This is a genomic window from Janibacter indicus, assembly GCF_900176385.1.
GTDB classification, from domain to species: domain Bacteria; phylum Actinomycetota; class Actinomycetes; order Actinomycetales; family Dermatophilaceae; genus Janibacter; species Janibacter indicus.
The window spans coordinates 116,710-140,196 of record NZ_FWXN01000004.1; the positions used below are offsets into that span (position 1 = coordinate 116,710).

Sequence of the window (23,487 nt, forward strand, 5' to 3'; positions counted from 1 at the left end):
CGCCAGGAGACCTCCATGTCCCGCACGACCACCGTGCTCGCCGCGCTGCTCGCGGCGACCGCCCTCACGGCCACGACCGCCTCGGCCGCACCCACCCAGGACCGCCCGACACCCGAGGCCAAGGCGGCCGGCATCACCGAGCCCGGCGACGCGCGCATGGGGTGGAAGGAGCGCTCGCAGCAGCCGACGGCGCGCAGCAGCGCAACCGTGGCCGCGCCCGCGGGCGTCCCGGGCATCGACGTGTCCAACTGGCAGGGCTCGGTCGACTGGACCGCGCAGTGGAATGCCGGCAAGCGCTTCGCCTACGTCAAGGCGACCGAGGGGACCGGCTACACCAGCCCCTCCTTCGCCCAGCAGTACAACGGCTCCTACAACGTAGGCATGGTCCGCGGCAGCTACCACTTCGCGCTGCCCAACACCTCCTCGGGCGCCACCCAGGCCAACTACTTCGTCGACCACGGGGGCGGCTGGTCCGCCGACGGCCAGACGCTGCCCGGCGTCCTCGACGTCGAGTGGAACCCCTACGGCAGCACCTGCTACGGACTGACCCAGAGCGGCATGCGGACCTGGATCAACTCCTTCCTCAACCAGTACAAGGCGCGCACCGGCCGCTACCCGGTGATCTACACCAACACCAACTGGTGGAACGAGTGCGTCGGCCACGACACGAGCTTCGCGGCGAAGTCGCCGCTGTGGATCGCCCGCTACTCCAGCAGCGTCGGCACGCTGCCCACCGGCTGGGGCACCTACTCCTTCTGGCAGTACACCGACAGCCCGATCGATCAGAACGTCTGGAACGGCTCGCTCGACCGGCTGCGCTACTTCGCGAAGAACTGACGTGACATCCTCCGGGCCGGTGCCGTGTGGTGAGACCCACGATGGCACCGACCCGTGAGGGGAGTAGCCTGATGCGCGTACGAGTTCAGTCGTACGCGTGCTCCGGGGTCGGTGTAATTCCGAGCCGGCGGTAACAGTCCGCGAGCCCGTCCTCTCGAGGCCGGGTTGAGCTGGTGGAACTCCAGCACCGACGGTGAAAGTCCGGATGGGAGGCAGCACGCGACGGCGTGGGCCGTGCCGTGCGGGCTCCCTGTCGGGTGACCGTCCGGTGCGGTCGTCACCGGCTGCCCGGTGGTCCCACGTCGTCGTCACGCCATCGGCGTGCCTTCCTGTGCTCCGTGGTCCGCGTCGGACCACGGAGAGGCAGATGCAGCAACCGGTCACCATCGAGTGGGCCATGACCCGCGCCGTCGAGCTGGCGGCGCGCGGCCTCGGTCGCACCGCCCCCAACCCCGTCGTCGGGTGCGTCGTCCTCGACGCGGCCGGTGCCGTCGTGGGCGAAGGGTGGCACTCCCGGGCCGGTGGCCCCCACGCCGAGGTCGAGGCGCTGGCTGCCGCCGGAGACTCCGCACGCGGCGGCACCGCCGTCGTCACCCTCGAGCCCTGCCGCCACACCGGTCGCACCGGCCCCTGCACGAGCGCCCTCCTCGCCGCCGGCGTCGCCCGGGTCGTCGTCGCCGTCCCCGACCCCACCGAGACCGCCGGCGGGGGAGCGGACCTGTTGCGCCGCAACGGTGTCGAGATCGTCGAGGGGGTCGGCCGAGAGGCGGCCGAGCACGGCAACCGGGCCTGGCTGCACGCCGTGCGCACCGGTCGGCCGTGGGTGACGTGGAAGCTCGCCACGACCCTCGACGGACGCACATCGGCCGCCGACGGCACGAGCCGCTGGATCACCGGCGCGACGGCCCGCGAGGCGGTCCACCGGCTGCGCGCCGAGCGTGACGCCGTCCTCGTCGGCGCCGGCACCCTGCGCGCGGACGACCCGCACCTGGCGGTCCGCGGCCTCGACGACGTCACCCAACCGCTGCGCGTCGTCCTCGACCCGCGCGCCGAGATCGCGCTCACCGCCCGGGTCCTCGACGACGTCGCGCCGACGCTCGTCGTCGTCGCCGAGGGCGCCGACGTGGCCCGGCTCACCGCGGCCGGGGTCGACGTGCTCGCCCTGCCGGCGGGGGAGCGGAGCCTCGACCTCGCGGCCCTGCTCACGGCCCTCCACGGGCGCGGGGTGCACTCCGTCCTGCTCGAGGGCGGCGCGCGACTGGCCGCGTCCGCCGTCGCCGACGACCTCGTCGACGAGGTCGTCGCCCACATCGCCCCCGCGCTGCTCGGGGCCGGCTCGCCGGTCCTCGCGGACGCGGGGATCACGACCATCACCGAGGCGCTGCGCCTCACCACCACCGACGTCGCCCGCCTCGGCGACGACGTCGCCGTCACCGCCACCGTGAGGAGGGAGCGCTGATGTTCACCGGGATCATCGAGGAGCTCGGGGAGGTGGTCGCCATCGAGCCGGGCGCCGACTCCAGCCGGCTCACCGTCCGTGGCGAGGTGACGACCACCGAGGTCGCCCACGGGGCGTCGATCGCCGTCAACGGCGCCTGCCTGACCGTCACCGACCACGAGGCGAAGGGGGGAGTCGTCACCTTCGACGTCATGGCCGAGAGCCTGCGCCGCACCGTCCTCGGCGACCTCGCGGTCGGCGACGTGGTCAACCTCGAGCGGGCGATGGTGCTCGGCGCGCGCCTCGACGGGCACCTCGTCCAGGGGCACGTCGACGGGACCGCGACGATCACCGAGCGACGCCCGGGGGATCGCTGGGAGGAGGTGCGGCTCTCGCTCGCGCCCGAGCTGGCCCCCTTCGTCGTGGACAAGGGCTCGATCTGTCTCGACGGGGTGAGCCTGACCCTCACCGCGGTCGGCGACGACCACGTCGAGGTCGCCCTCATCCCGACGACCATGGAGCTGACGACCCTGGGCCGCAAGGGAGTCGGCGACCGGGTCAACGTCGAGGTCGACATCCTCGGCAAGTACGTGCAGCGCACCCTCGCGCTCGGGACGAAGGACGCACGATGAGCCACGACGAGAGCCTGCTCGACCCGATCGAGACCGCCATCGAGGCCATGGCCGCCGGTCGCCCGGTGCTCGTCGTCGACGACGCCGACCGGGAGAACGAGGGCGACATCATCTTCGCCGCGGACGCCGCGACCGACGAGCTCATGGGTGCCACCGTGCGCCTCGGCAGCGGGGTCATCTGCGTCGCGATGACGGGGGAGGACCTCGACCGCCTCGCCCTGCCGCCGATGACGGCGATCAACGAGGACGCCAAGGGCACCGCATACACGATCTCGGTCGACGCGCGCGAGGGTGTGACGACCGGCATCAGCGCCGCCGACCGGGCCCGCACGGCGCGGCTGCTCGCCGACCCGGCGACCGGTCGCGAGGACCTGGCCCGCCCGGGCCACGTCTTCCCCCTTCGGGCTCGTGACGGGGGTGTCCTCGTGCGCCGCGGGCACACCGAGGCCGCCGTCGACCTGTGCCGGCTCGCCGGCCGCCGCCCGGCCGGCGTCATCTGCGAGGTCGTCGAGGAGGACGGCTCGATGTCGCGGCTGCCGCAGCTGCGCCGGCTCGCCGACGAGCGAGGCTGGCCGCTGGTGAGCATCGCCGACCTCGTCGACCTGCGCCGCCGCACCGAGGCGCTCGTCGAGCGGGTCGTCTCGACGCGGCTGCCGACGGTGCACGGCGAGTTCACCGCCCACGGCTACCGCAGCGGTGTCGACGGCAGCGAGCACATCGCGCTCGTCCACGGCGACATCAGCGAGGGCACCCCCCTCGTGCGGGTGCACAGCGAGTGCCTGACCGGAGACGTCTTCGGCTCCAAGCGCTGCGACTGCGGCCCGCAGCTCGAGGCGGCCCAGTCGGCCGTCGTGCGGGCCGGGGCCGGCGTCATCGTCTACGTCCGCGGCCACGAGGGTCGCGGCATCGGGCTCGTCGACAAGCTGCGCGCCTACGCCGCCCAGGACGCCGGCGCCGACACCGTCGACGCCAACTCCGAGCTCGGCCTGCCCGTCGACGCGCGGGACTACACGCACGCCGCCCAGGTGCTGCGCGACCTCGGGCTCGGCACCGTGCGCCTGCTGAGCAACAACCCGGCGAAGGTCGAGGCGCTCACCTCGCTCGGCATCGAGGTGTCCGGCCGGGAGCCGTTGCCGCCGAGCATCACCAGCGACAACCTCCACTACCTGCGCACCAAGCGCGACCGGATGGGCCACGACCTCCCGTGGCTGCCGGAGACCCACGACGAAGGGAGCACCCGATGAGCGGGCACGGAGCACCTCGGATCGACCTCGGCGACGCGAGCGACCTGCGGGTCGCGATCGTCGCGTCGAGCTGGCACACCCAGGTCATGGACGGCCTCGTCGCCGGCGCGCGGGCCGCGCTGGGCGAGGCGGGCATCGAGCCGACCTTCGTCCCGGTGCCGGGCAGCTTCGAGCTGCCGGTCGTCGCGGCGCAGCTGGCGAGGACCCACGACGCGGTCGTGGCCCTGGGGGTGGTGATCCGCGGTGGCACACCGCACTTCGACTACGTCTGCTCCGCGGCGACCGACGGGTTGTCGCGGGTGGCGATCGAGACCGGGACCCCGGTGGGCTTCGGCCTGCTGACCTGCGACGACGACGCGCAGGCCCTCGACCGTGCCGGGCTGCCGGGGTCGCGCGAGGACAAGGGGCGTGAGGCGGCGGAGGCCGCGGTGTCGACCGCGCTCACCCTGCGCTCCCTGCGTGGGTGACGCAGGACACATCCGGACGGTGGGGTCCGGGGAGTGACGTGCAGTCCTCCCCGGGCCTACCGTTGGCGACACAGCGCCGACCCGGTCGATCCCCCCTGCTCCCGGGTCGGCGTTGCCGTGCTCGCCGGGAGTGCATCGCCGCGGCTGTCGCTGCGGTCAGTAGGTGATCTCGGCGCCGTCCGGGCCGGTCGTCGTGCTGACGCCGTCACCCGGCATCCAGCCCGTGTCGGTCACCAGGTCGACGTCGCCCAGCGCAGCCTTGGCGAGGTTGCGCATCTCGTCGCTCGAGTAGGTCATGCCGTCGAGCTCGGCGACGGTGAGGAAGGTCGTCGTGCGACCTCGTGAGGCCTCGACCCACCAGTAGGTCGAGCCGTCGGGGCCGGTGGCGTGCCACGAGCGGTAGGTCGCGTCGCCGGTGGTGAGCGGCAGCTGCTCGGTGATGCGCGAGGAGACGGTGTAGGTCTCCTCGCAGCGGGCGACGGCCTCGTCGACCGCGTCGGTCGGGGCGTCGGTGCTCGTGGTCGAGGTGCCGATCCACTGCCCGGCGATGACCCGGCCGTCGGCGAGCGTGGAGACGCGTCGGTCCCAGGACCCGCTCTCGGGGGTCTGGAAGCACTGGCCCTGCGGGTCGGCCGACGAACGGGTGCTGGTCACGTCGAGCCCGAGCGCGGCGCTCCACTCCTGCGAGTCGAGCAGGGCGATCGCATCGTCGGTGGCGGTGACGGTCGTGGTGCCGGCGGGTGCGGTGCCGGGTCGGTCCACGACGATCACCGCGGCCGAGGTCGCGACGAGTGCGGCGGCGGCCACGCCGGCGACGACCGCAAAGGTCCGGCGCCGGCGGCGGCCGAGCTCGACGACGGTGCCGGTGGCGTCGTGCTCCCGGTCCCTCGAGCCCTCGGCCCGGGCGCGGATGAAGGCGGGCTCGGGCAGCGGCTCGTCGCGGACGTCGTCCATGAGCGACATGAGCGCCGCCCGGACCAGCTCGTCGTCCTCGGGGTCCCACGGCGGGTCGTGACGGTCAGTCATCGTGGGCCTCCTTGTCGGCGAGGATCTTGGCGAGCTGCGCGCGCCCGCGGTGCAGGCGCGCCTTGATGGTGCCCGGCGGGGTGCCGGTCTGGCGGGAGATCTCCTCCACGGAGAGGTCGGTGAGGTAGTGCAGGGCGAGCGTCTCGCGCACGTCCGGACCGAGGGTGCGCAGGGCAGCCACGACCGCCACGCGGTCCTCGTTGGGAGCGGTGGGGGCGGAGCCCTCGCCGTGGCGTTCCATCGCCTTGGTCCGGTTGGTGTCCTTGCGCCATGCGGAGATCGCAATGCGGCGTGCCACGGTTCGTACCCAGGCGCCCGGCTCGTCCGTGGCGCGGACCTGGTCCCACCGCTGCCACGCCCTGGCGAAGGCCTCCTGGGTGGAGTCCCGAGCCAGCTCGAGGTCGCCCGTCGAGGCATAGACGAGGTGCACGACGCGCTGCGCCGTGGAGCGGTAGAAGTCGTCGAACTCGGCCTCCGCCGATGCTTCGCCTCCCTTCATTCACCCCTCCAGACGCGTCAGGGGGGCACTCGGTTGCCCCCGATCCCGAAATCTTTTGCCGAGCCTCGGCTTGCCTCCACCACCGGCCCCGCGTCGTCGGTGACGATGGGGGTGTGACGGTGATGGAGATGATCCGGTCGGCCACGACCGGGCACGACGCTACCCGCCAGCGGCCCGAGGTGCGGGCTGCGGGCGCCGGCGCGGCGACCGCGGCCGCCGGGTGGTGCGTCACCGTCCTGCTCGTCGTCCTCGCCGGTCTGGCCGTACCGCGGGCCACCGCGAGCTTCGGTGACGTGCTCGGCTCGGGCAGCCTGCTGTGGCTCGTCCTCGGCGGCGGCCGCCTGCACGTGGGCGAGGGCGTCCTCGCCCTCACCCCGCTGCTCGGCACCCTCCTGCTCGTGCTGCTCGCCCGGTGGGGCGCCCGTCGCGGTCTGCCCGACGAGTCCGAGCCGCGGCTGCAGGGCGCCTGGGTCGGCGGGTACGCGCTCTTCGGTCTCGTCGCCGCACTGCTCGGTCAGCTCTCCCCGGCCACTCCCGGCTGGACCAGCCTGCCCGTACCCCTCGTCGTCGTGCCGGTTGTCGGCCTGCTCCTCGCGCACGGCCTGCCCGAGCCGGTCGCCGAGCGGTGGGCGAGCGCGCCGCTCGCGCTGCGTCGTGGCCTGCGGCCCGGGGCGAAGGGGGCCGCCACCCTCGTCGGAATGGGTTCCCTGCTCGTCGTCGTCGCGACGGCGATCCACCTGGGCCGTGTCGGGCACATCCAGTCCGAGCTCGAGGCCGGCTTCTTCGGCGGCCTGCTCCTCGTGCTCCTCCAGCTGCTGCTGCTGCCCAACCTCGGCATCTGGGCGCTGTCCTTCGCCGCCGGCCCGGGTGTCGCCACCGCCGGCGGGGCGATGACCACCTGGTCGGGGGCCGAGGCCGGGCTGCTGCCGATGGTGCCCGTGCTCGCCGCCCAGCCCCAGCCCGGTGACCTGCCGTGGGTGACCCGGCTCCTGGTGCTGCTGCCCGTGGTCGTCGGGGTCCTCGTCGCCCGCTGGGCCCTCCGCGAGGTGCCGCGTCTGGCCCCCACCCAGGCCAAGCTCGCGGCCGTCGCCACCGCCGTCCTCGTCGCCGCCGTCGGGGTGGCCGTGCTCGACGGTCTCGGCGGCGGCTCGATCGGTGCGGTGCGCCTGAGCGACCTCGGTGCTCCCGCGCTGCCGCTCATGCTCGTGCTGCTGCTCGAGCTGGGGCTGGGCGCCCTGGCCGTTCTCGCCCGTGACTGGTGGGTCCTGCGCCGCTGAGCGGATCCCCCTTCGTCCTGCCGCAGCGGTCCCGGGTGCCGTGACCGACTCGTGATGCAACCGGATCGCGGCTCCGACCGTCTGCTGGGGTGAGCGGCCCCGCAGGGGGAGCCGCAGGACAGGGGCACTCCGATGAACCGCAGGACCCGACCGATCATGACCGTGGCGGCCGCCGCCATCGCCGCGCTCTCGCTCGCAGCCTGTGGCGGTTCCGACCAGGCCGGGGACCCGGCGTCGCAGACCACGGTGACCGAGCGCTCGCAGATGACCACCTCGGCGACGACGACGCAGACTGCCTCCCCGGCCGCGAGCGCCACGTCGACCGCGGCCCCGGCCGCGCCCAGCAGCAGCGGGCCCTCCGCGGCGCCGGCCGATCCGAGCGAACCCGGGACCGTGCCGCCCGATGCCAACGCGTCCGCACCGTCGGGCGGCGGCGACGAGCTGACGACCCGGGACTCCGAAGCGCTCTTCGTCTCGCCGAGCGGCAGGATCAGCTGTCACATGACCGCCATGGGCACCACCCAGGTGCGGTGCGACCTCGTCGGCGCCACCTTCCCCGTCGCCGATGACGTCGCCGCCGACTGCGAGTGGGACACCGGCACGAGCATGCACGTGAGCAGTGACGGAGGTGCGCAGGTCGGCTGCGTGAGTGACGTCGTCGCCACCGGCAGAGCTGACTCCGAGCAGGCGCGGCTGTGGTGGCAGGAGTCCTTCGGCACCGCGGGCAACGGGCAGGCCGTCCTGCCCTATGGCAAGAGCCTCAACGTCGGTGGCGCCCGGTGCACGAGCACCCGGGAGCACGTGCGGTGCACGGTCGATGGCCAGGGATTCACGATCAGCACCGGCGGGTACACGCTCGTCTGACGTCGACGACGGGTCTCGTCCCCGGGACGACGAGGGGCGCTCACCCACGCGACCTAGACTCGCGGGGTGAGCGCCCCCCTTCGTCTCGTCGTCCTCGTCTCCGGCTCCGGGTCCCTCCTGCAGGCCCTGCTCGACGCCCAGTCCGCGGGCACCCTGCCCGCGCAGGTCGTCGCCGTCGGCGCCGACAAGGAGTGCGCCGGCCTGGAGCGCGCGCGGTCGGCCGGGGTGGAGACCTTCGTCGAGGCGGTGCGCGACCACGCCGACCGCGGCGCGTGGGACGAGGCGCTCGCCGCCCGCATCGCCGAGCACGCGCCCGACCTCGTCGTCACGGCCGGCTTCATGAAGATCCTCGGGCCGCAGGCCCTGGCCGCCGCCACCTTCGTCAACACCCACCCGGCGCTGCTGCCCGCCTTCCCCGGTGCCCACGGGGTGCGCGATGCCCTCGCGTACGGCGTGACCGTCACCGGGTCGACCGCCCACCTCGTCGACTCCGGCGTCGACACCGGGCCGATCATCGAGCAGCGCACCGTGGCGATCGCGCCCGACGACACCGAGGAGACGCTGCACAAGCGGATCAAGGTCGTCGAGCGCGAGATGCTCGTCGACGTCGTCACCGCCATGGCCACCGGCGGCTGGCGGGTCGAGGGACGACGGGTGCACATCGGCTGAGCATCTAGACTCGGGGGCACACGACTGGCGAAGGTGGATCACCACCGGGGAGTGAGACAAGTCGAGGTGCATCGCCCGCCTGGGTGCACCCACCGCACCGCAGCGACCCTCCAGGAGTACTCGTGTCAGACCGCCGTCCCGTCCGCCGTGCCCTCGTCTCCGTCTTCGACAAGACCGGCCTGGAGGACCTCGTCCGCGGGCTCGCCGACGCCGGGGTCGAACTCGTCTCCACCGGCGGCTCGGCCGCCACGATCGCCGGTCTCGGCCTCCCGGTGACCAAGGTCGAGGACCTCACCGGCTTCCCCGAGTGCCTCGACGGCCGGGTCAAGACCCTCCACCCGCGGGTCCACGCGGGCATCCTCGCCGACACCCGGCTCGAGGACCACGTGCGGCAGCTCGAGGAGCTGGAGGTCGCCCCCTTCGACCTCGTCGTCGTCAACCTCTATCCCTTCGCCGACACCGTCGCCTCCGGTGCAGGCGTGCAGGACTGCATCGAGAAGATCGACATCGGCGGCCCGACCATGGTGCGCGCCGCGGCCAAGAACCACGCCTCCGTCGCGATCGTCACCGACCCCACGACCTACGGTGACGTCCTCGAGGCGGTGCGCGGTGGCGGCTTCACCCTCGCCCAGCGCCAGCGCCTGGCCACCGACGCCTTCGTCCACACGGCCACCTACGACGTGGCCGTCGCCACGTGGATGGGCTCGGTCGTCAGCCCGAGCGACGAGACGCCCTTCCCCGGCTGGGTCGGTGGCACGTGGGCCAAGAAGTCCGGCCTGCGGTACGGCGAGAACCCGCACCAGGCCGCCGCGCTGTACGTCGCCGAGGGCGGGGGCGGCATCGCCGGCGCCGAGCAGCTGCACGGCAAGGAGATGTCGTACAACAACTACATCGACGGTGACGCCGCGCTGCGCGCCGCCCACGACCACGGCGACCAGCCGACCGTGGCGATCATCAAGCACGCCAACCCGTGCGGCATCGCGGTGGGGGAGAGCATCGAGGTCGCCTACGAGCGCGCCCACGCGTGCGACCCCGTCTCCGCCTACGGCGGCATCGTCGCGACCAACCGCCCGGTGACCGCGGCGATGGCCACGGCCCTCAACGACACCTTCTCCGAGGTCGTCGTCGCGCCCGACTTCGAGCCGGACGCGCTGGAGATCCTCAAGGAGAAGAAGAACCGTCGCCTGCTCAAGGTCGCGACTCCTGCCCCGGGCGGCGTCGAGACCCGGCCGGTCTCAGGTGGCCTGCTCGTCCAGCAGCGCGATGCCCTCGACGGCGTCGTCGAGGCGAAGGGGGACGACAAGCCGACCCAGGGCCACGGCGACGACCCGAGCGACTGGGCGCTCGTGACCGGTGAGGCTGCCGACGAGGCGACCCTCGCCGACCTCGCCTTCGCCTGGCGCGCGGTGCGCGCGACGAAGTCCAACGCGATCCTGCTCGCCAAGGACCAGGGCTTGGTCGGCATCGGCATGGGTCAGGTCAACCGCGTCGACTCCTGCCACCTCGCGGTGAGCCGGGCGGGCGAGAAGCGGGCGAAGGGGGCTGTCGCCGCCTCGGACGCCTTCTTCCCCTTCGCCGACGGGCTGCAGGTGCTGCTCGACGCCGGCGTCAGCGCCGTCGTCGCCCCCGGTGGGTCCGTCCGCGACGACGAGGTCGTCGCTGCGGCGCAGGCCGCCGGCATCACGATGTACTTCACCGGTACCCGCCACTTTGCCCACTGACGCACCCCGGGCGCCCGCGAGCCGGTACCGGCTGGCGCTCATCCTGGCCTTCGTCAGCGGGTGGGGCATGTCGGCCCAGTCGCGGATGAACGGCGAGGTCTCGTCGGTGCTCGGCGCGCCCGCGCAGGCGGCGGTGTGGAGCTTCGGCTCCGGGCTGGTCCTGCTCGGGCTCGCGACGCTCTTGTCGGCCCGGGTCCGTCGCGGCATCGGCCGCATCGCCGCTGCCCTTCGCGAGGAGCGGCTGCGCTGGTGGCAGTGCCTCGGCGGCGTCGGCGGCGGGTTCTTCGTCGCCATCCAGACCGCGGCGGTGCCGCTCGTGGGCGTCGCGATCTTCACCGTCGCGACGGTCGCCGGCCAGACGGCCACCGGCCTGCTCGTCGACCGGCTCGGGATCGGTCCCGGTGGACGCCGCCCGATCCTGCCCAGCCGGGTGATCGCGGCCGTCCTCGCCGTCGCCGGCGTGGGCGTGACCGTCTCCGGCTCCCTGGGCGAAGGTGGACTCTCCCCCCTTCCCGTCGTCCTCGCGGTGGTGGCCGGCGCCGGCCTCGCGATGCAGCAGGGGGTCAACGGCCGGGTCAACCTCGTCAGCCGTGACGTCCTTGCGACGACGGGGCAGAACTTCCTCACCGGCACCGCCTTTCTCGTCGTCTTCCTCGGCGTCCAGTGGCTGCGTGGTGCCTATGAGCCGGTGTCCTTCGCTGGCGTGCCGTGGTGGGCGTGGTGGGGCGGCTGCATCGGCGTGGTCTTCATCGCCGTGGCCGCGTGGGCCGTGCAGCACCTGGGTGTGCTCGTCTTCGGTCTGGCCCTGCTCAGCGGACAGATCCTCTCGGCCCTGGCGATCGATCTGGCCGTGCCCACGTCCGGCCACGAGGTCACCCTCGTCATGGCCCTCGGAGCCGGCGTGACCTTGGCCGCGGCCACCGTCGCCGGGTGGTTCGCCCGCCCCACGCGGACCGCACCCGACCCCTCGACCCTCGTGAAAGGATGAGATCCGTGACTGCACAGATCCTCGACGGCAAGGCGGCACTCGCGTCGATCAAGACCGAGCTCGCCACGCGGGTGGCGGCGCTCAAGGACCAGGGGATCACCCCCGGTCTGGGCACCGTGCTCGTCGGCGACGACCCCGGGAGCTCGTGGTACGTCGCCGCGAAGCACAAGGACTGCGCCGAGATCGGCATCACGAGCATCCGCCGTGACCTGCCGGGCACCGCGACCCTCGACGAGGTCCTCGAGGTCGTGCGCGGTCTCAACGACGACCCGGCCTGCACGGGCTTCCTCGTGCAGCAGCCGACCGGCCTGGACGAGAACAGGATCCTCTCGGCGGTCGACCCGGCCAAGGACGTCGACGGGCTGCACCCGACCAACCTCGGGTGGCTGGTCCTCGGCGAGCCGGCCCCGCTGCCGTGCACCCCGATGGGCTGCATCGAGCTGCTGCGCCGCCACGACGTGCCGATCGCCGGCGCTCGCGTCGCGATCGTCGGCCGGGGGATCACCGTCGGGCGGCCGCTCGGCCTGATCCTCACCCGCCGCAGCGAGAACGCCACCGTCGTCTCCTGCCACACCGGCACGCGTGACCTGGCCGCCGAGGTGCGTCAGGCGGACATCGTCGTCGCGGCCGCTGGCGTGCCGGGCATCATCACCGCCGACATGGTCAAGCCGGGCGCAGCGGTGCTCGACGTGGGCGTCAGCCGCGTCGACGGCAAGATCGCCGGCGACGTGGCCGACGACGTCGCCCAGGTCGCCGGGTGGATCAGCCCCAACCCCGGGGGCGTCGGCCCGATGACCCGCGCGATGCTGCTGACCAATGTCGTCGAGGCCGCGGAGCAGCAGCTGCGATGAGCGAGCCCGAGCAACCGACGGTTCCGGCCAGGCCTCCCCTTGACGTACCGGCGCTCGCCGCGTGGTGGGTCGTGGCGGCCGGGGTCGCCGTGGCCATGCTCTTCCTCGCGACCGACCACGTGCTGAGGGCGACCCTCTGCCTCGGGGGGAGCCTGCTGCTCGCGGCCCTGCTGCGGGTGACCGTGCGCGGGTCGACCATGGGGGGCATCGCCGTGCGCGGGCCGCTCGTCGACGTCATCACCCTCGTCGTCCTGGGTGTCGCTGTCCTCGTCTCGGGCTTCACCCTCGATCTCTCGGCCCGCTGATCCTGAGCGGACACCGAAGGGGGCCCGTCGCACCATCTGGTGCGGCGGGCCCCCTTCGTGAGCCGTGCTGGCGTCAGCCCTTGATGAGGCCGAGCTTGGTGACGGCGTCGCGCTCCTCGGCGAGCTCGGCGACCGAGGCGTCGATCTTGCCGCGGGAGAAGTCGTCGATCTCGAGGCCCTGGACGATCTCCCACTTGCCGTCCTTGACCGTGACGGGGAAGGAGGAGATGAGGCCCTCGGGGACACCGTAGGAGCCGTCGGAGCAGACCGACATCGAGACCCAGTCGCCCTCGGGGGTGCCGAGCGCCCAGTCACGGGCGTGGTCGACGGTGGCCGAGGCGGCGGAGGCCGCGGAGGAGGCGCCACGCGCCTCGATGATCGCGGCGCCGCGCTTGGCAACGGTCGGGATGAAGGTGCTCTCGAGCCACTCCTGGTCACCGACGGCCTCGGCGGCGTTCTTGCCGGAGACCTCGGCGTGGAAGAGGTCGGGGTACTGGGTGGCGGAGTGGTTGCCCCAGATCGTCATCTTCTTGATCTCGGTGACCGGCACGCCGAGCTTGGCGGACAGCTGGCTGATCGCCCGGTTGTGGTCCAGGCGGGTCAGGGCGCTGAAGCGCTCGTTGGGGATGTCGGGCGCGTTGTTCATCGCAATGAGGGCGTTGGTGTTGGCCGGGTTGCCCGTGATCGTCACGCGCACGTCGTCGGCCGCGACCTTGTTGAGGGCCGCGCCCTGCGGGGCGAAGATGCCGCCGTTGGCCTCGAGGAGGTCACCGCGCTCCATGCCCGGGCCGCGGGGGCGGGCACCGACGAGCAGCGCGTGGTTGACGCCGTCGAAGACCTTTTCGGCGTCGTCGCCGATCTCGACACCGGCGAGGGTCGGGAAGGCGCAGTCGTCGAGCTCCATGACGACACCCTCGAGGGCCTTGAGGGCCGGGGTGATCTCGAGCAGTCGCAGCTCGACCGGGGTGTCGGGGCCGAAGAGCGACCCGCTGGCGATGCGGAAGAGAAGGCTGTAGCCGATCTGGCCGGCGGCGCCGGTAACGGCGACCTTGACGGGAGTGGTGCTCACGAGAAGTCGTACCCCTTCGTGCGGTGATTGGGGAGCAGATACGGTCTCGACCCTACTCCGAGGCGGGGTGCCGGTGTCACCGGCGTCCGTCAGCCCAGCGCCACGAGTGCCACGGGGTCGGTCGTCGGCTGCTGGGACCCTCCAGTGGGCTCGACGCTCAGGCCGACGCCCTCAGCTGCGGTGACATCACCCTCGAGCACCATCTCGCCGTCGGTGCCGGGCACCATCCCGGCGGAGGTCATGGCGCCCGAGGGGTCCTGCAGCCAGGCCTGGTAAGCGTGCCCGTCGCCGGGGTCGGCGAGCCCTTCGACGCGCAGCACGGCCTTGCCCATGCGCTCGGAGCGCACGACCCGGACCGTGCCGCCGTCGGCGGTGGTGACCTCCTGGGTGCGCGCATCGGGTGCCGCCGCGACCTCCTCGGAGATGCTCGTGGTGGCGCGGTCGACGACCTGCCAGGTGACACCGCCGCCGACGAGGAGGGCGGCAGCCGCGGCGAGGGCGACCCAGCGGCGCCGCGCCCGCCGGCGAAGGGAGAGCACCTGCGCCTCGTCCTCGGCGTGGGTGGGCGTGGGGTGCGCGGCGGGCGGCGGGTCCTGACGGGTCTGAGCGGCCCGGGCCAGGATGTCGTCCCGCAGTGACGGCGGCGGGGTGACCGCGACCGTCTCGGCGAGCAGCGGAGTGACCGCGCCGAAGGAGTCGACCTCGTCGCGGCAGGCCGGGCAGCGCGCGAGGTGCTCCTCGAAGTCGGCGCGCTCGTCGTCGTCGAGGGCGTCGAGGGCATAGGCCCCGGAGAGGCTGTGCAGGTCGTCGCTCATGGGGTCACTCCCAGCTGGTCCCTCAGACGGATGAGTCCGTCGCGGATACGTGTCTTGGCGGTGCCGAGTGGTAGGTCGAGGAGGCTCGCGACCTCCGTGTGGGTGTAGCCGCCCAGGTAGGCCAGGCTCACGGCCTCGCGCTGGTTGGCGGTCAGCCCGTCGAGGGCCGAGCGCACCCGGGCGGCCTCGATGCGGGCCGTCGCCGTCTCCGCGGTGGTGTCGAAGTCGACCTCACGGGACCGGGCGTGCCAGCCGTCGTCGCGGACCGCGGCGGCTTGGCTCGAGCGCACCCGGTCGATGGCGCGGCGGTGGGCCATCGTGAGCAGCCAGCCGATCGCCGACCCGCGCCGCGGGTCGAAGTGGCTGGCCCGGCGCCACACCTCGAGGTAGACCTCCTGGGTCACTTCCTCGGACTGCGCCGGGTTGCGCAGGATCCGCAGGACGAGACCGTGCAGTCGGGGAGCTGTCTCGTCGTAGACGGCGGCGAAGGCGACCTCGTCCCCCTTCGCCACCTGCTTGAGGCGGTGGGCGAGCCGGTCGTGGCCCCCGTGGGCAGGCTCCCGCTCGGAGGCCGTGCGGGCGTCCGGCGGGTCCTGCTCACGGGGAGGGGGCACGAGGTCCATGGTGACGGATCAGGTTACTTCTTGGCGGTCGGCATGAGGACCGAGTCGACGATGTAGACCGTGGCATTGGCGGTCTGGACGTCTCCGCAGACGACGTTGGCCTCGCCGACGGTGAAGTCCTCGCCCGAACCCTTGACGGTGATCTTGTCGCCGGCGAGGGTCTCGTGGGTGCCGGCGAGGTCCTCGGGAGCGAGGCGGCCCTCGACGACGTGGTGGGTGAGCACCGTCGTCAGCAGGCCCTTGGGGTCACCCATCGCCTTGTCGAGCGTGGCCTGGTCCATGGCGGCGAAGGCGTCGTCGGTCGGGGCGAAGACGGTGATGTCCTCGGAGGAGTTGAGCGTCTTGGCCAGGTCGGCCTCGGTGACGGCCTTGACGAGCGTCTTGAGGAGCGGGTTGTTGCTCGCGGCGGTCGCGACCGGGTCGGTCGACATGCCGTCGAAGGAGCCCTTGCCGTCCTCGGGCACGGATGCGCACCCCTCGCCGAAGGGGGCGCCCGCCTCGGCGGCGTCGGTGGACGAGGACATCGAGTCGTCGGACCCCATCGACTCCGAGCTGCTCGACGAGCTCGCGGAGCTGCCGGTGTCGGTGTCGTCACCGCAGGCGGTGAGGGCGAAGGGGAGCGCGGCTGCGGCGAGCAGGGCGACGGTGCGGGTCGTGGTCATGCGGGACATGTCGTGCCTCCGGTCATCGTGGGTGGCTGTGCGACAAGGGATTCGGAGCCGTCGGGCGTGCGGATGGGTCAGTCCGTCACGGTCACGGCGATCGAGTGCCAGCCGGTGGCGCCGGCGGGGAAGGGAGTGGCCTCCTGACGCGTCTGCACCTCGCCCGTGCCGTCGGTGGCGCGCACGGTGAGGTCGTGCCGACCCGGGGTCGCGTTCCACGGCAGGAACCACTGGCGCCAGCAGTCGACGCCCGCCTCGGTGCCGAGCGTCGCCCGGCGCCACTCGCCGTCGTCGACGCGCACGTCGACCCGCTCGATGCCGCGGCGCTGTGCCCAGGCGACGCCGCCGATGACGGTGCGGCCGGGCGGGATGCGACGCAGCGCCCGGGGCGTGTCGATCCGGGCCTGGGTGCGCACCCGGCCGTCGGTCGCCCAGTCGCGGTCTGTCCAGTAGGCGCTCGCCGCGTCGTAGCGGGTGACGGTCATGCGGGTGAGCCACTTCGTGGCGCCGACGAAGCCGTAGAGCCCGGGCGTGACGAGGCGGGCGGGGAAGCCGTGCTCGCGGGGCAGGGGGGCGCCGTTCATGCCGACGGCGACGAGCGCGTCGCGGTCGTCGAGGAGGGCCGAGAGCGGCGTCGAGATCGTCATGCCGTCGGTCGACGTCGAGAGCACCTGCAGGTCGGGGTCGCGTGGGTCGGTGTCGAGTCCGGCGCGGGCGAGCAGCTCGCGAGTGGGCACGCCGAGCCAGCGGGCGTGGCCGATGTAGGGGCCGCCGACCTCGTTGGAGACGCAGTTGAGGGTGATGTCGCGCTCGACCATCGGCGTGGCGAGCAGCTCGTCGATGTCCATCGTCACCTCACGTGGCACGTCACCGTCGATCGTCAGCGACCACTCGCCGGGGTCGACGCGCGGGGCGAGGAGTGCGGTGTCGATCCGGTAGAAGTCGGCATTCGCCGTGACGAAGGGGGAGATCCCGGACTTGCCGACGTCCACCCCCTTCGGCAGGGCGGGCAGGGGCCGCGTCGGTCGCGGCAGGGTGAGCGTGGGCGGCGCGGACCGGGCGACGAGCGCCTGCCCTGAGCCGCCGATCGCCAGCGCGGCGGCGCCGGTGCCCCCGAGGGCGACGACCCGACGTCGCGTCGGGTGCGTGGGGTCGGCGTGGGCGGAGCCCGAGGGCAGCACCCGGGCGACGAGCAGGTCGAGCGTCAGGATCCCGACGACGGCCGCGACGAGGGCGGGGAGCCAGGCCACGTCGTCGGCGGTGGGCCGCAGCACCGCGGCCGCGCCGGCGAGGCCGGTGAGCAGCAGGAGGAGCAGCGTCGAGGCCAGCCGGGAGCGTGGCCGCACGGTGCCCGCGAGGGCCGCGAGGAGCAGGGAGACGACGGCGACCGAGCCGATGAGGATCGGCTTGTCGGCCGTGCCGAAGGTGCCGACCGCCCACTCCTTGACCGGGGTCGGGGTCGCGTCGATGACCTGGCTGCCGACGGCGAGGACCGGCGACGACGCGGGGGAGGTCAGGGCCGCGACGAGGTGGGCAGCGGCCGTGCCGAGGCCTGCCGCGAGGACGCCGCAGGCGGCGGGGAGTGCGGACCGAGAACTCATGGAGGGGGTTCGGCGCTGCCCGGGGTGACGGATGGGTCGGTCCGCCCGGGACGACGAAGGGCGCCGTCCTGAGGAGGCCGCCCGCGGCCGTCACGAAGGGGGGAGGTCCACCGGACCTCCCCCCTTCGCCTCGTCGTCAGCTCAGAGGCTGTCGATGATGGCGTTGAGTGTCGCGCTCGGGCGCATCGCCGCCGACGCCTTGGCGGCGTCGGGCTTGTAGTAGCCACCGAGGTCGACCGGCGAGCCCTGCGCGCCGATGAGCTCGTCGTTGATCTTCGCCTCGTTGTCGCCGAGCTCGGCGGCGACGCGGGTGAAACGCTCCTTGAGCTCGGCGTCGGTGTCCTGGGCCGCCAGCGCCTGTGCCCAGTAGAGGGCGAGGTAGAAGTGGCTGCCGCGGTTGTCGATCGAGCCGAGCTTGCGGGCCGGGCTCTTGTTTTCCTCGAGGAAGGTGGCGATCGCCGTGTCGAGGGTGTCTGCGAGGACCTGCGCCTTGGGGTTGTCGAAGTGCGTGGCGAGGTGCTCGAGGGAGGCGCCCAGCGCGGAGAACTCACCCAGGGAGTCCCAGCGCAGGTAGTTTTCCTTGACGAACTGCTGCACGTGCTTGGGCGCGGAGCCGCCGGCACCGGTCTCGAAGAGACCGCCGCCCGCCAGGAGCGGGACGATCGAGAGCATCTTGGCGCTCGTGCCGAGCTCGAGGATCGGGAAGAGGTCGGTGAGGTAGTCGCGCAGGACATTGCCCGTGACCGAGATGGCGTCCTTGCCGGCGCGGATCTGCTCGAGGCAGAAGGTCACCGCATCGACGGGCGAGAGGATCTTGATCTCGAGGCCCTCGGTGTCGTGCTGCGGCAGGTACTCCTTGACCTTGGCGATGATCTGGGCGTCGTGGGCGCGGGCCTCGTCGAGGAAGAAGACGGCCGGGGCACCGGTCGCGCGGGCGCGGGTGACGGCCAGCTTGACCCAGTCCTGGACGGGGATGTCCTTGACCCGGCTCATCCGCCAGATGTCGCCCTCCTCGACGGCGTGCTCGAGGACAACCTCGCCGGCCGAGGTGGTGACCGTGACGGTGCCGGCGGTCGGGATCTCGAAGGTCGTCGGGTGCGAGCCGTACTCCTCGGCCTTCTGGGCCATGAGGCCGACATTGGGCACGCTGCCGATGGTCGACGGGTCGAGGGCGCCGTTGCGCTTGTGCTCCTCGATGACCGCGGCGTACATCGGGCCGTAGGAGCGGTCGGGGATCATCGCGAGGGTCTCCTGCTGGCCACCCTCGGCGTCCCACATCTGACCGGAGTCGCGGATGACGACCGGCATCGAGGCGTCGATGATGACGTCGCTGGGGACGTGGAGGTTGGTGATGCCCTTGTCGGAGTCGACCATCGCCAGCGCGGGGCGGCGCTCGGCGAGGGCGTCGATGTCGGCACGGATCGCGTCGCGGGTCTCGGCCGGCAGCTTGTCGAGCTGGGTGTAGAGCGAGGCCAGGCCGTAGCGCAGGTCGACGTCGGCCATGAGGAAGGACGCGGCGTGCTTGTCGACGAGGTCGCCGAGCCATGCAGCGACGCCGTGGCCGAAGAGGATGGGGTCGGAGACCTTCATCATCGTCGCCTTCAGGTGTAGCGACAGCAGCAGGCCCTCGGCGCGGGCGGCCTCGATCTGGGCGTCGTAGAAGGCGCGCAGCGCCTTGGCCGACATGAAGGTCGCGTCGACGATCTCCCCCTTCGTCACCGGGACGGAGTCCTTGAGGACGGCCTCGGTGCCGTCCTGGGCCGTCAGCGTGATCTTCAGGGTGTCGTCGGCGGGGGAGACGATGGACTTCTCGTTGCCGTAGAAGTCGCCCTCGCTCATCGAGGCGACACGGGCCTTGTTGTCGGCGGTCCACGGGCCGAGCTTGTGCGGGTGCTTCTTCGTGAAGTTCTTGACCGCGAGCGGGGCGCGGCGGTCGGAGTTGCCCTCACGCAGGACGGGGTTGACCGCGGAGCCGAGGACGTTGGCGTAGGCCGCGGCGACCTGCTGCTCCTCGTCGGTGCTCGGGTTGTCGGGGTAGTCCGGCAGGTCGTAGCCCTGGCCCTGCAGCTCGGCGATCGCTGCCTTGAGCTGCGGCACGGAGGCCGAGATGTTGGGCAGCTTGATGATGTTGGCCTCGGGCGTCTTGGCCAGCCGGCCGAGCCCGGCGAGGTTGTCGGCGACGCGCTGCTCGTCGGTCAGCCGGTCGGGGAACTGGGCGAGGATGCGGCCGGCGAGCGAGATGTCGCTCGTCTCCAGCTCCACACCGGAGCCCGAGGTGAAGCCCTGGACGATCGGGAGCAGCGAGTAGGTGGCCAGTGCCGGCGCCTCGTCGATCTTGGTCCAGACGATCTTCGCGGTCATGTGTGTCCCTCCGTGGGGTGTGGGGTGGGTCTCCCCTGATCCTCCCACGGGTCGGGCCGGTCGCGTCCCGCGGTCCGACGAAGGGAGGTCACCCCCGGTCGTCGTGGACCGGGGGGATGCGTGGTGGGCCGAAGCGGATGAGGCGCAGCTGCTCGATCGTCTCCTCGAGGAGCACACGGTTGGTGCGCTGCAGGTCGGCGAGGATGAGCAGCGCGAAGCTGAAGAGGGCGCCGACGAGCAGGGTCGTGCCGAAGATCAGCGACTGGATGTGGCCGGCCGAGTCGCCCATCGCGGCCAGGACGAGGAAGCGGACGAAGGGGATGAGCCCCAGCACGAGCAGGACGCTGCCGACGATCCCGAAGAAGGCGTGCGGCTTGAACATGATGAAGGAGCGCACGATCGCCGATGCGGACTTGGCCATGTGCTGCCAGATGCTCGTAAAGAGCCGCGATTCACGGGTCTTGTCGTTGGTGACGACGGGGACGGACTCGATGGCCAGCCGCTTGTGGCCGGCCTGGATGATCGTCTCCATGCAGTAGGAGAACTCGGTGACGATGTTCAGCCGCATGAGGGAGGCGGCGGAGTAGGCGCGGAAGCCGCTGGCGGCGTCGGGCAGGTCGGTGCTCGCGGCCCGGTTGACCACGGCCGACCCGAAGGACTGCATGCGCCGCTTGAAGGGGGAGAAGTGGGCGATCGTGGCGGTCTGCCGGTCGGCGACGACGATGTCGGCGCGGCCGGCGATGATCGGCTCGACGAGGTCGCCGATGCGCTCCTGCGGGTACTGGTTGTCGCCGTCGGTGTTGACGAGGATGTCGGCGCCGTGACGCAGGGCGAAGTCGGCACCGTCACGGAAGGAGCGGGCCAGTCCGAGCGGCCGGCTGTGCCGGATGAGGTGCGTGATGCCGAGCTCGCGGGCGACGTCTGCGGTACGGTCACTGGAGCCGTCGTCGATGACGAGGGTCTCGATGGTGTCGACGCCGGGGATGTGCGTCGGGATCGTCGCGAGGACCAGGGGGAGGGTCGCCTCCTCGTCGAGGCAGGGGATCTGGACGATCACCTTCATGGTCAGGGCCTCCGCCGACGTCGCTTGTGGTGCCCGCAGCATCTCAACCTCGGCTGCGGTGCCGCCACCCGGGGGTCGTGCGACGAGCGAGCCGTCGTAGACGATCTTCGGCGGGCGACGGAGGTCACACGAAAATTGTGGTCAAGGTATGGCAAGGATGGTAAGTGAACGGTAAAGTTCCTTCTCGAGATCGTGGCCGGGGAGGTCCACGAGCTCGGGGCGGACAGACCGCCCCTCGACACTTCGCTGGGGAGGCGAGTTCGTGCACATCGAGTTGATGGTGTTCCTGGGGTGGGCTTCCGTGCCGGTCGTGGCCTACGGGGCAGGCATGTCGTTCCTGCGTCTCCGCGGCCGCAAGACAGTTCCTGGCGATGGTGCAGCCGCGTCGGCCCGGCTCGAGGAGTTGCGCCGCCGTGCTGTCGAGGCAGGTGCGTCTCGGGGCCGGATGGCCGAGGCCATCCGGCTGGCCGACGGTCCGGTTGCCGCATCCTTGACCAACCCGCGAGCTTGACCGTGGTCGGCCTGCCACGTCTGGCTCCCGGCGTCGGCGCGGGCCGGGCAGCACTCCGACCGCTCCAGGGACTGCTTGCCCTGACCGACTTCCTCGTCATCACCTGGGCCACCTTCGGTGCGCAGGTCGTCCGATTCGGCATCGACGGCCGGACCGACGTCGCGGCGACGAGTGGCGACGTCACCATCAGTTACACGTGGTTCAGCATCCTCCTCATCCTTGCGTGGTGGCTCGCCCTGCGCTTCCACGGCGTCTACGACATGCACGTCCTTGGGCACGGGACCGTGGAGTACCGGCTCATCGCGACGGCCACGCTGCGGGTCTTCGCTGTCGTGGCCATGGCTGCCTTCGCGCTCCAGGTGCAGGTCGCGCGCGGTTACATCCTGCTCGCGCTCCCGGCAGGGATCATCGTTCTGTGGGCCGCTCGTCGGGTCTGGCGCGCCTGGCTGGGTCACCGCCGGTCGGCGGGTGACCTCAGCCACGACGTCCTCGTCGTCGGTGACCCGAGCACGGTGCGTCACCTCGTCGACACGTTCGCGACCGTGCCCGAGGCCGGGTACCGCGTCATCGGGGTGTGCACGGCGGCGGCCCCCGATGGCCTGGCCGACATGCCGGTGCTGGGCACCGAGCGCGAGGGGGCGCGCGTGGCGATCGAGCTCGGCGTCGACGTGGTCGCCTGCGCCGACACGCACGCCCTCGGCGCCGGAGGCCTGCGGCGGCTCGGGTGGGCGCTCGAGGGCAGCGGCATCGAGCTGGTGGTCTCCCCGGGTCTGACGGAGATCGCCGGTCCGCGGGTGCTCACCCGGCCCGTAGCCGGTCTGCCGCTCCTGCACGTCGAGGCGCCGAGCTTTTCCGGCCCCCGGTTGGTGCTGAAGTCGACCATCGACTGGGTCGGGGCGCTCGCCCTCGTCCTCCTCTTCTCGCCGCTGCTGGTCGTCGTCGCCGCCCTGATCAGGCTGTCGGACGGTGGGCCGGTCTTCTTCCGGCAGGAGCGGGTCGGGCTCGACGGCAGGACCTTCCGCATGACGAAGTTCCGCTCGATGGCGGTCGACGCCGAGGACCGGCTCGACCAGCTGCGCCAGCGCACCCCGGACGAGGTCGACCGCGGGGTGCTCTTCAAGCTCAAGGACGACCCGCGCATCACTCCGGTGGGGCGCTACATCCGGAGGTACTCGATCGACGAGCTGCCCCAGCTCTTCAACGTCCTCACTGGGCACATGAGCCTGGTCGGTCCGCGCCCGCCGCTGCCCTCGGAGGTGGCACGTTACGAGCACGATGCGCACCGTCGGCTCCTCGTCAAGCCGGGCATGACGGGGTTGTGGCAGATCAACGGCCGCAGCAACCTCACCTGGGAGCAGTCGGTGCGCTTCGACCTCTACTACGTCGAAAACTGGTCGGTCGCGCAGGACCTCGTCATCCTCTGGCGGACCTTCCACGCCGTCGTCACCAAGGACGGGGCGTACTGATGCCCAGGGACGGGCGTCGTCGCTGGAGTGCCCCCCTTGGCCGCGCAACTACCGCGGCGTGTGGTCGACGCTTCTGACGAGCCGCCACCCGGTGGACTCGCTGCTGGGGTACGTCCGGGGGACCCGCAGCACATCCGTGGCGGTCCGAGCTGCGCTCGCCCACGGAGCTGGTGACGCTCCTCCACACCCGCACGACGTGCGCACCGTCAACGAGGTCTTCCACCGGCACGACTACGGCACCGGGGCGCCGACCTTTCACGCTTCTACCGCGGTCTGGCCGGGTACCAGCCGACCAGCGACGGCAAGGTCGCCGTCGAGGTGCTCTGCGAGGGCCTCGCCCGGGGCCCGCGCGGGGTCCTCCAGGTCGTGGGCCGCATCGACCTGATCAAGGACGAGACCGAGGGCAGCGAGGAGTCGATCATCGCCGCGATCCCGCCCGATGGGAATGCCGCGATCGGGGAGATCGTCCACGAGTACCCGGCGGGTCAGGCACCTGCA

Annotated in this window: 23 protein-coding genes and 2 riboswitches; of the genes, 13 read left to right on the plus strand and 10 right to left on the minus strand. The window is 72.2% G+C overall.

Annotated features, from left to right (window positions below):
- Positions 1–15: 15 nt before the first annotated feature.
- The 5 genes from B9B60_RS05800 to ribH all read left to right on the plus strand — a co-directional run bounded on the left by B9B60_RS05800 (position 16) and on the right by ribH (position 4,618).
- On the plus strand, positions 16–837 hold the full coding sequence (locus B9B60_RS05800; protein WP_084450249.1) for a lysozyme: 822 nt from the start codon (positions 16–18) through the stop codon (positions 835–837).
- Between the two features lie 93 nt (positions 838–930).
- A riboswitch (FMN riboswitch) is annotated at positions 931–1,060 on the plus strand.
- A gap of 144 nt (positions 1,061–1,204) precedes the next feature.
- The gene (gene ribD, locus B9B60_RS05805) at positions 1,205–2,296 is read left to right on the plus strand and encodes a bifunctional diaminohydroxyphosphoribosylaminopyrimidine deaminase/5-amino-6-(5-phosphoribosylamino)uracil reductase RibD (protein ID WP_084450250.1); all 1,092 of its coding nucleotides are present in this window, start codon (positions 1,205–1,207) and stop codon (positions 2,294–2,296) included.
- Positions 2,296–2,907 (plus strand): riboflavin synthase, encoded by a 612-nt coding sequence (locus B9B60_RS05810; RefSeq protein ID WP_084450251.1) that lies wholly within the window; start codon positions 2,296–2,298, stop codon positions 2,905–2,907. The genes ribD and B9B60_RS05810 overlap by 1 nt, the downstream gene beginning before the upstream one ends.
- Positions 2,904–4,151, plus strand: coding sequence for a bifunctional 3,4-dihydroxy-2-butanone-4-phosphate synthase/GTP cyclohydrolase II (locus B9B60_RS05815; protein WP_084450252.1), 1,248 nt, complete (start codon positions 2,904–2,906; stop codon positions 4,149–4,151). Before B9B60_RS05810 ends, B9B60_RS05815 begins: the two co-directional genes overlap by 4 nt.
- Complete coding sequence (gene ribH / locus B9B60_RS05820; RefSeq protein WP_084450253.1) at positions 4,148–4,618, plus strand: 6,7-dimethyl-8-ribityllumazine synthase; 471 nt, start codon at positions 4,148–4,150, stop codon at positions 4,616–4,618. Before B9B60_RS05815 ends, ribH begins: the two co-directional genes overlap by 4 nt.
- A gap of 156 nt (positions 4,619–4,774) precedes the next feature.
- On the opposite strand, the gene B9B60_RS05825 is transcribed toward ribH, so the two are convergent.
- Together B9B60_RS05825 and B9B60_RS05830 are read right to left on the minus strand one after the other, a co-directional pair.
- Positions 4,775–5,644: a hypothetical protein gene (locus tag B9B60_RS05825; protein WP_084450254.1), complete on the minus strand. Its 870-nt coding sequence runs from the start codon at positions 5,642–5,644 to the stop codon at positions 4,775–4,777.
- Entirely contained in the window at positions 5,637–6,143 is a 507-nt protein-coding gene (locus B9B60_RS05830) for an RNA polymerase sigma factor (RefSeq protein WP_084450255.1), read from the minus strand. Before B9B60_RS05830 ends, B9B60_RS05825 begins: the two co-directional genes overlap by 8 nt.
- 128 nt (positions 6,144–6,271) lie before the next feature.
- Between B9B60_RS05830 and B9B60_RS05835 the strand changes: the two genes are divergently transcribed.
- From B9B60_RS05835 to B9B60_RS05865, 7 genes are all read left to right on the plus strand, one after another.
- Positions 6,272–7,420 carry a cell division protein PerM gene (locus B9B60_RS05835; protein ID WP_143445454.1) on the plus strand — a complete coding sequence of 383 codons (1,149 nt, stop codon included), beginning with the start codon at positions 6,272–6,274 and terminating at the stop codon, positions 7,418–7,420.
- 132 nt (positions 7,421–7,552) lie between these two features.
- A complete protein-coding gene (locus B9B60_RS05840; RefSeq protein ID WP_084450257.1) occupies positions 7,553–8,284 on the plus strand; it encodes a hypothetical protein in 732 nt (243 codons plus the stop codon).
- A gap of 66 nt (positions 8,285–8,350) precedes the next feature.
- Positions 8,351–8,953 (plus strand): phosphoribosylglycinamide formyltransferase, encoded by a 603-nt coding sequence (purN, locus tag B9B60_RS05845; RefSeq protein ID WP_084450258.1) that lies wholly within the window; start codon positions 8,351–8,353, stop codon positions 8,951–8,953.
- A gap of 10 nt (positions 8,954–8,963) precedes the next feature.
- Positions 8,964–9,045, plus strand: a riboswitch (ZMP/ZTP riboswitch).
- A 30-nt stretch (positions 9,046–9,075) separates the two neighbouring features.
- Positions 9,076–10,674, plus strand: a complete 1,599-nt coding sequence (gene purH, locus B9B60_RS05850; protein ID WP_084450259.1) for a bifunctional phosphoribosylaminoimidazolecarboxamide formyltransferase/IMP cyclohydrolase — start codon at positions 9,076–9,078, stop codon at positions 10,672–10,674.
- Positions 10,664–11,662 (plus strand): DMT family transporter, encoded by a 999-nt coding sequence (locus B9B60_RS05855; RefSeq protein ID WP_084450260.1) that lies wholly within the window; start codon positions 10,664–10,666, stop codon positions 11,660–11,662. The genes purH and B9B60_RS05855 overlap by 11 nt, the downstream gene beginning before the upstream one ends.
- A gap of 5 nt (positions 11,663–11,667) precedes the next feature.
- The gene (locus B9B60_RS05860; protein WP_084450261.1) at positions 11,668–12,513 is read left to right on the plus strand and encodes a bifunctional methylenetetrahydrofolate dehydrogenase/methenyltetrahydrofolate cyclohydrolase; all 846 of its coding nucleotides are present in this window, start codon (positions 11,668–11,670) and stop codon (positions 12,511–12,513) included.
- Complete coding sequence (locus B9B60_RS05865; RefSeq protein WP_084450262.1) at positions 12,510–12,818, plus strand: DUF3017 domain-containing protein; 309 nt, start codon at positions 12,510–12,512, stop codon at positions 12,816–12,818. The genes B9B60_RS05860 and B9B60_RS05865 overlap by 4 nt, the downstream gene beginning before the upstream one ends.
- A gap of 73 nt (positions 12,819–12,891) precedes the next feature.
- Here B9B60_RS05865 and B9B60_RS05870 read toward each other — a convergent pair whose 3' ends face one another.
- From B9B60_RS05870 to B9B60_RS05900, 7 genes are all read right to left on the minus strand, one after another.
- Positions 12,892–13,887 (minus strand): malate dehydrogenase, encoded by a 996-nt coding sequence (locus tag B9B60_RS05870; protein WP_084450263.1) that lies wholly within the window; start codon positions 13,885–13,887, stop codon positions 12,892–12,894.
- Positions 13,888–13,976: 89 nt separating this feature from the next.
- Positions 13,977–14,702 (minus strand): anti-sigma factor, encoded by a 726-nt coding sequence (locus tag B9B60_RS05875; protein WP_084450264.1) that lies wholly within the window; start codon positions 14,700–14,702, stop codon positions 13,977–13,979.
- Positions 14,699–15,316 (minus strand): ECF RNA polymerase sigma factor SigK, encoded by a 618-nt coding sequence (gene sigK / locus B9B60_RS05880; RefSeq protein ID WP_226282634.1) that lies wholly within the window; start codon positions 15,314–15,316, stop codon positions 14,699–14,701. Before sigK ends, B9B60_RS05875 begins: the two co-directional genes overlap by 4 nt.
- 23 nt (positions 15,317–15,339) lie before the next feature.
- Entirely contained in the window at positions 15,340–15,996 is a 657-nt protein-coding gene (locus B9B60_RS05885; protein WP_084450266.1) for a fasciclin domain-containing protein, read from the minus strand.
- A 68-nt stretch (positions 15,997–16,064) separates the two neighbouring features.
- Positions 16,065–17,588: a molybdopterin-dependent oxidoreductase gene (locus B9B60_RS05890; RefSeq protein ID WP_084450267.1), complete on the minus strand. Its 1,524-nt coding sequence runs from the start codon at positions 17,586–17,588 to the stop codon at positions 16,065–16,067.
- Positions 17,589–17,729: 141 nt separating this feature from the next.
- Entirely contained in the window at positions 17,730–19,949 is a 2,220-nt protein-coding gene (locus B9B60_RS05895; RefSeq protein ID WP_084450268.1) for an NADP-dependent isocitrate dehydrogenase, read from the minus strand.
- A gap of 88 nt (positions 19,950–20,037) precedes the next feature.
- Positions 20,038–21,012, minus strand: coding sequence for a glycosyltransferase family 2 protein (locus B9B60_RS05900; RefSeq protein WP_084450411.1), 975 nt, complete (start codon positions 21,010–21,012; stop codon positions 20,038–20,040).
- Positions 21,013–21,525: 513 nt separating this feature from the next.
- On the opposite strand from B9B60_RS05900, the gene B9B60_RS05905 reads away from it, so the two are divergent.
- A complete protein-coding gene (locus B9B60_RS05905) occupies positions 21,526–22,989 on the plus strand; it encodes a sugar transferase (protein WP_234993773.1) in 1,464 nt (487 codons plus the stop codon).
- Positions 22,990–23,244: 255 nt separating this feature from the next.
- Here the strand turns inward: B9B60_RS05905 and B9B60_RS05910 are convergent, their stop codons facing one another.
- Complete coding sequence (locus tag B9B60_RS05910; protein WP_084450270.1) at positions 23,245–23,460, minus strand: hypothetical protein; 216 nt, start codon at positions 23,458–23,460, stop codon at positions 23,245–23,247.
- Positions 23,461–23,487 lie beyond the last annotated feature (27 nt).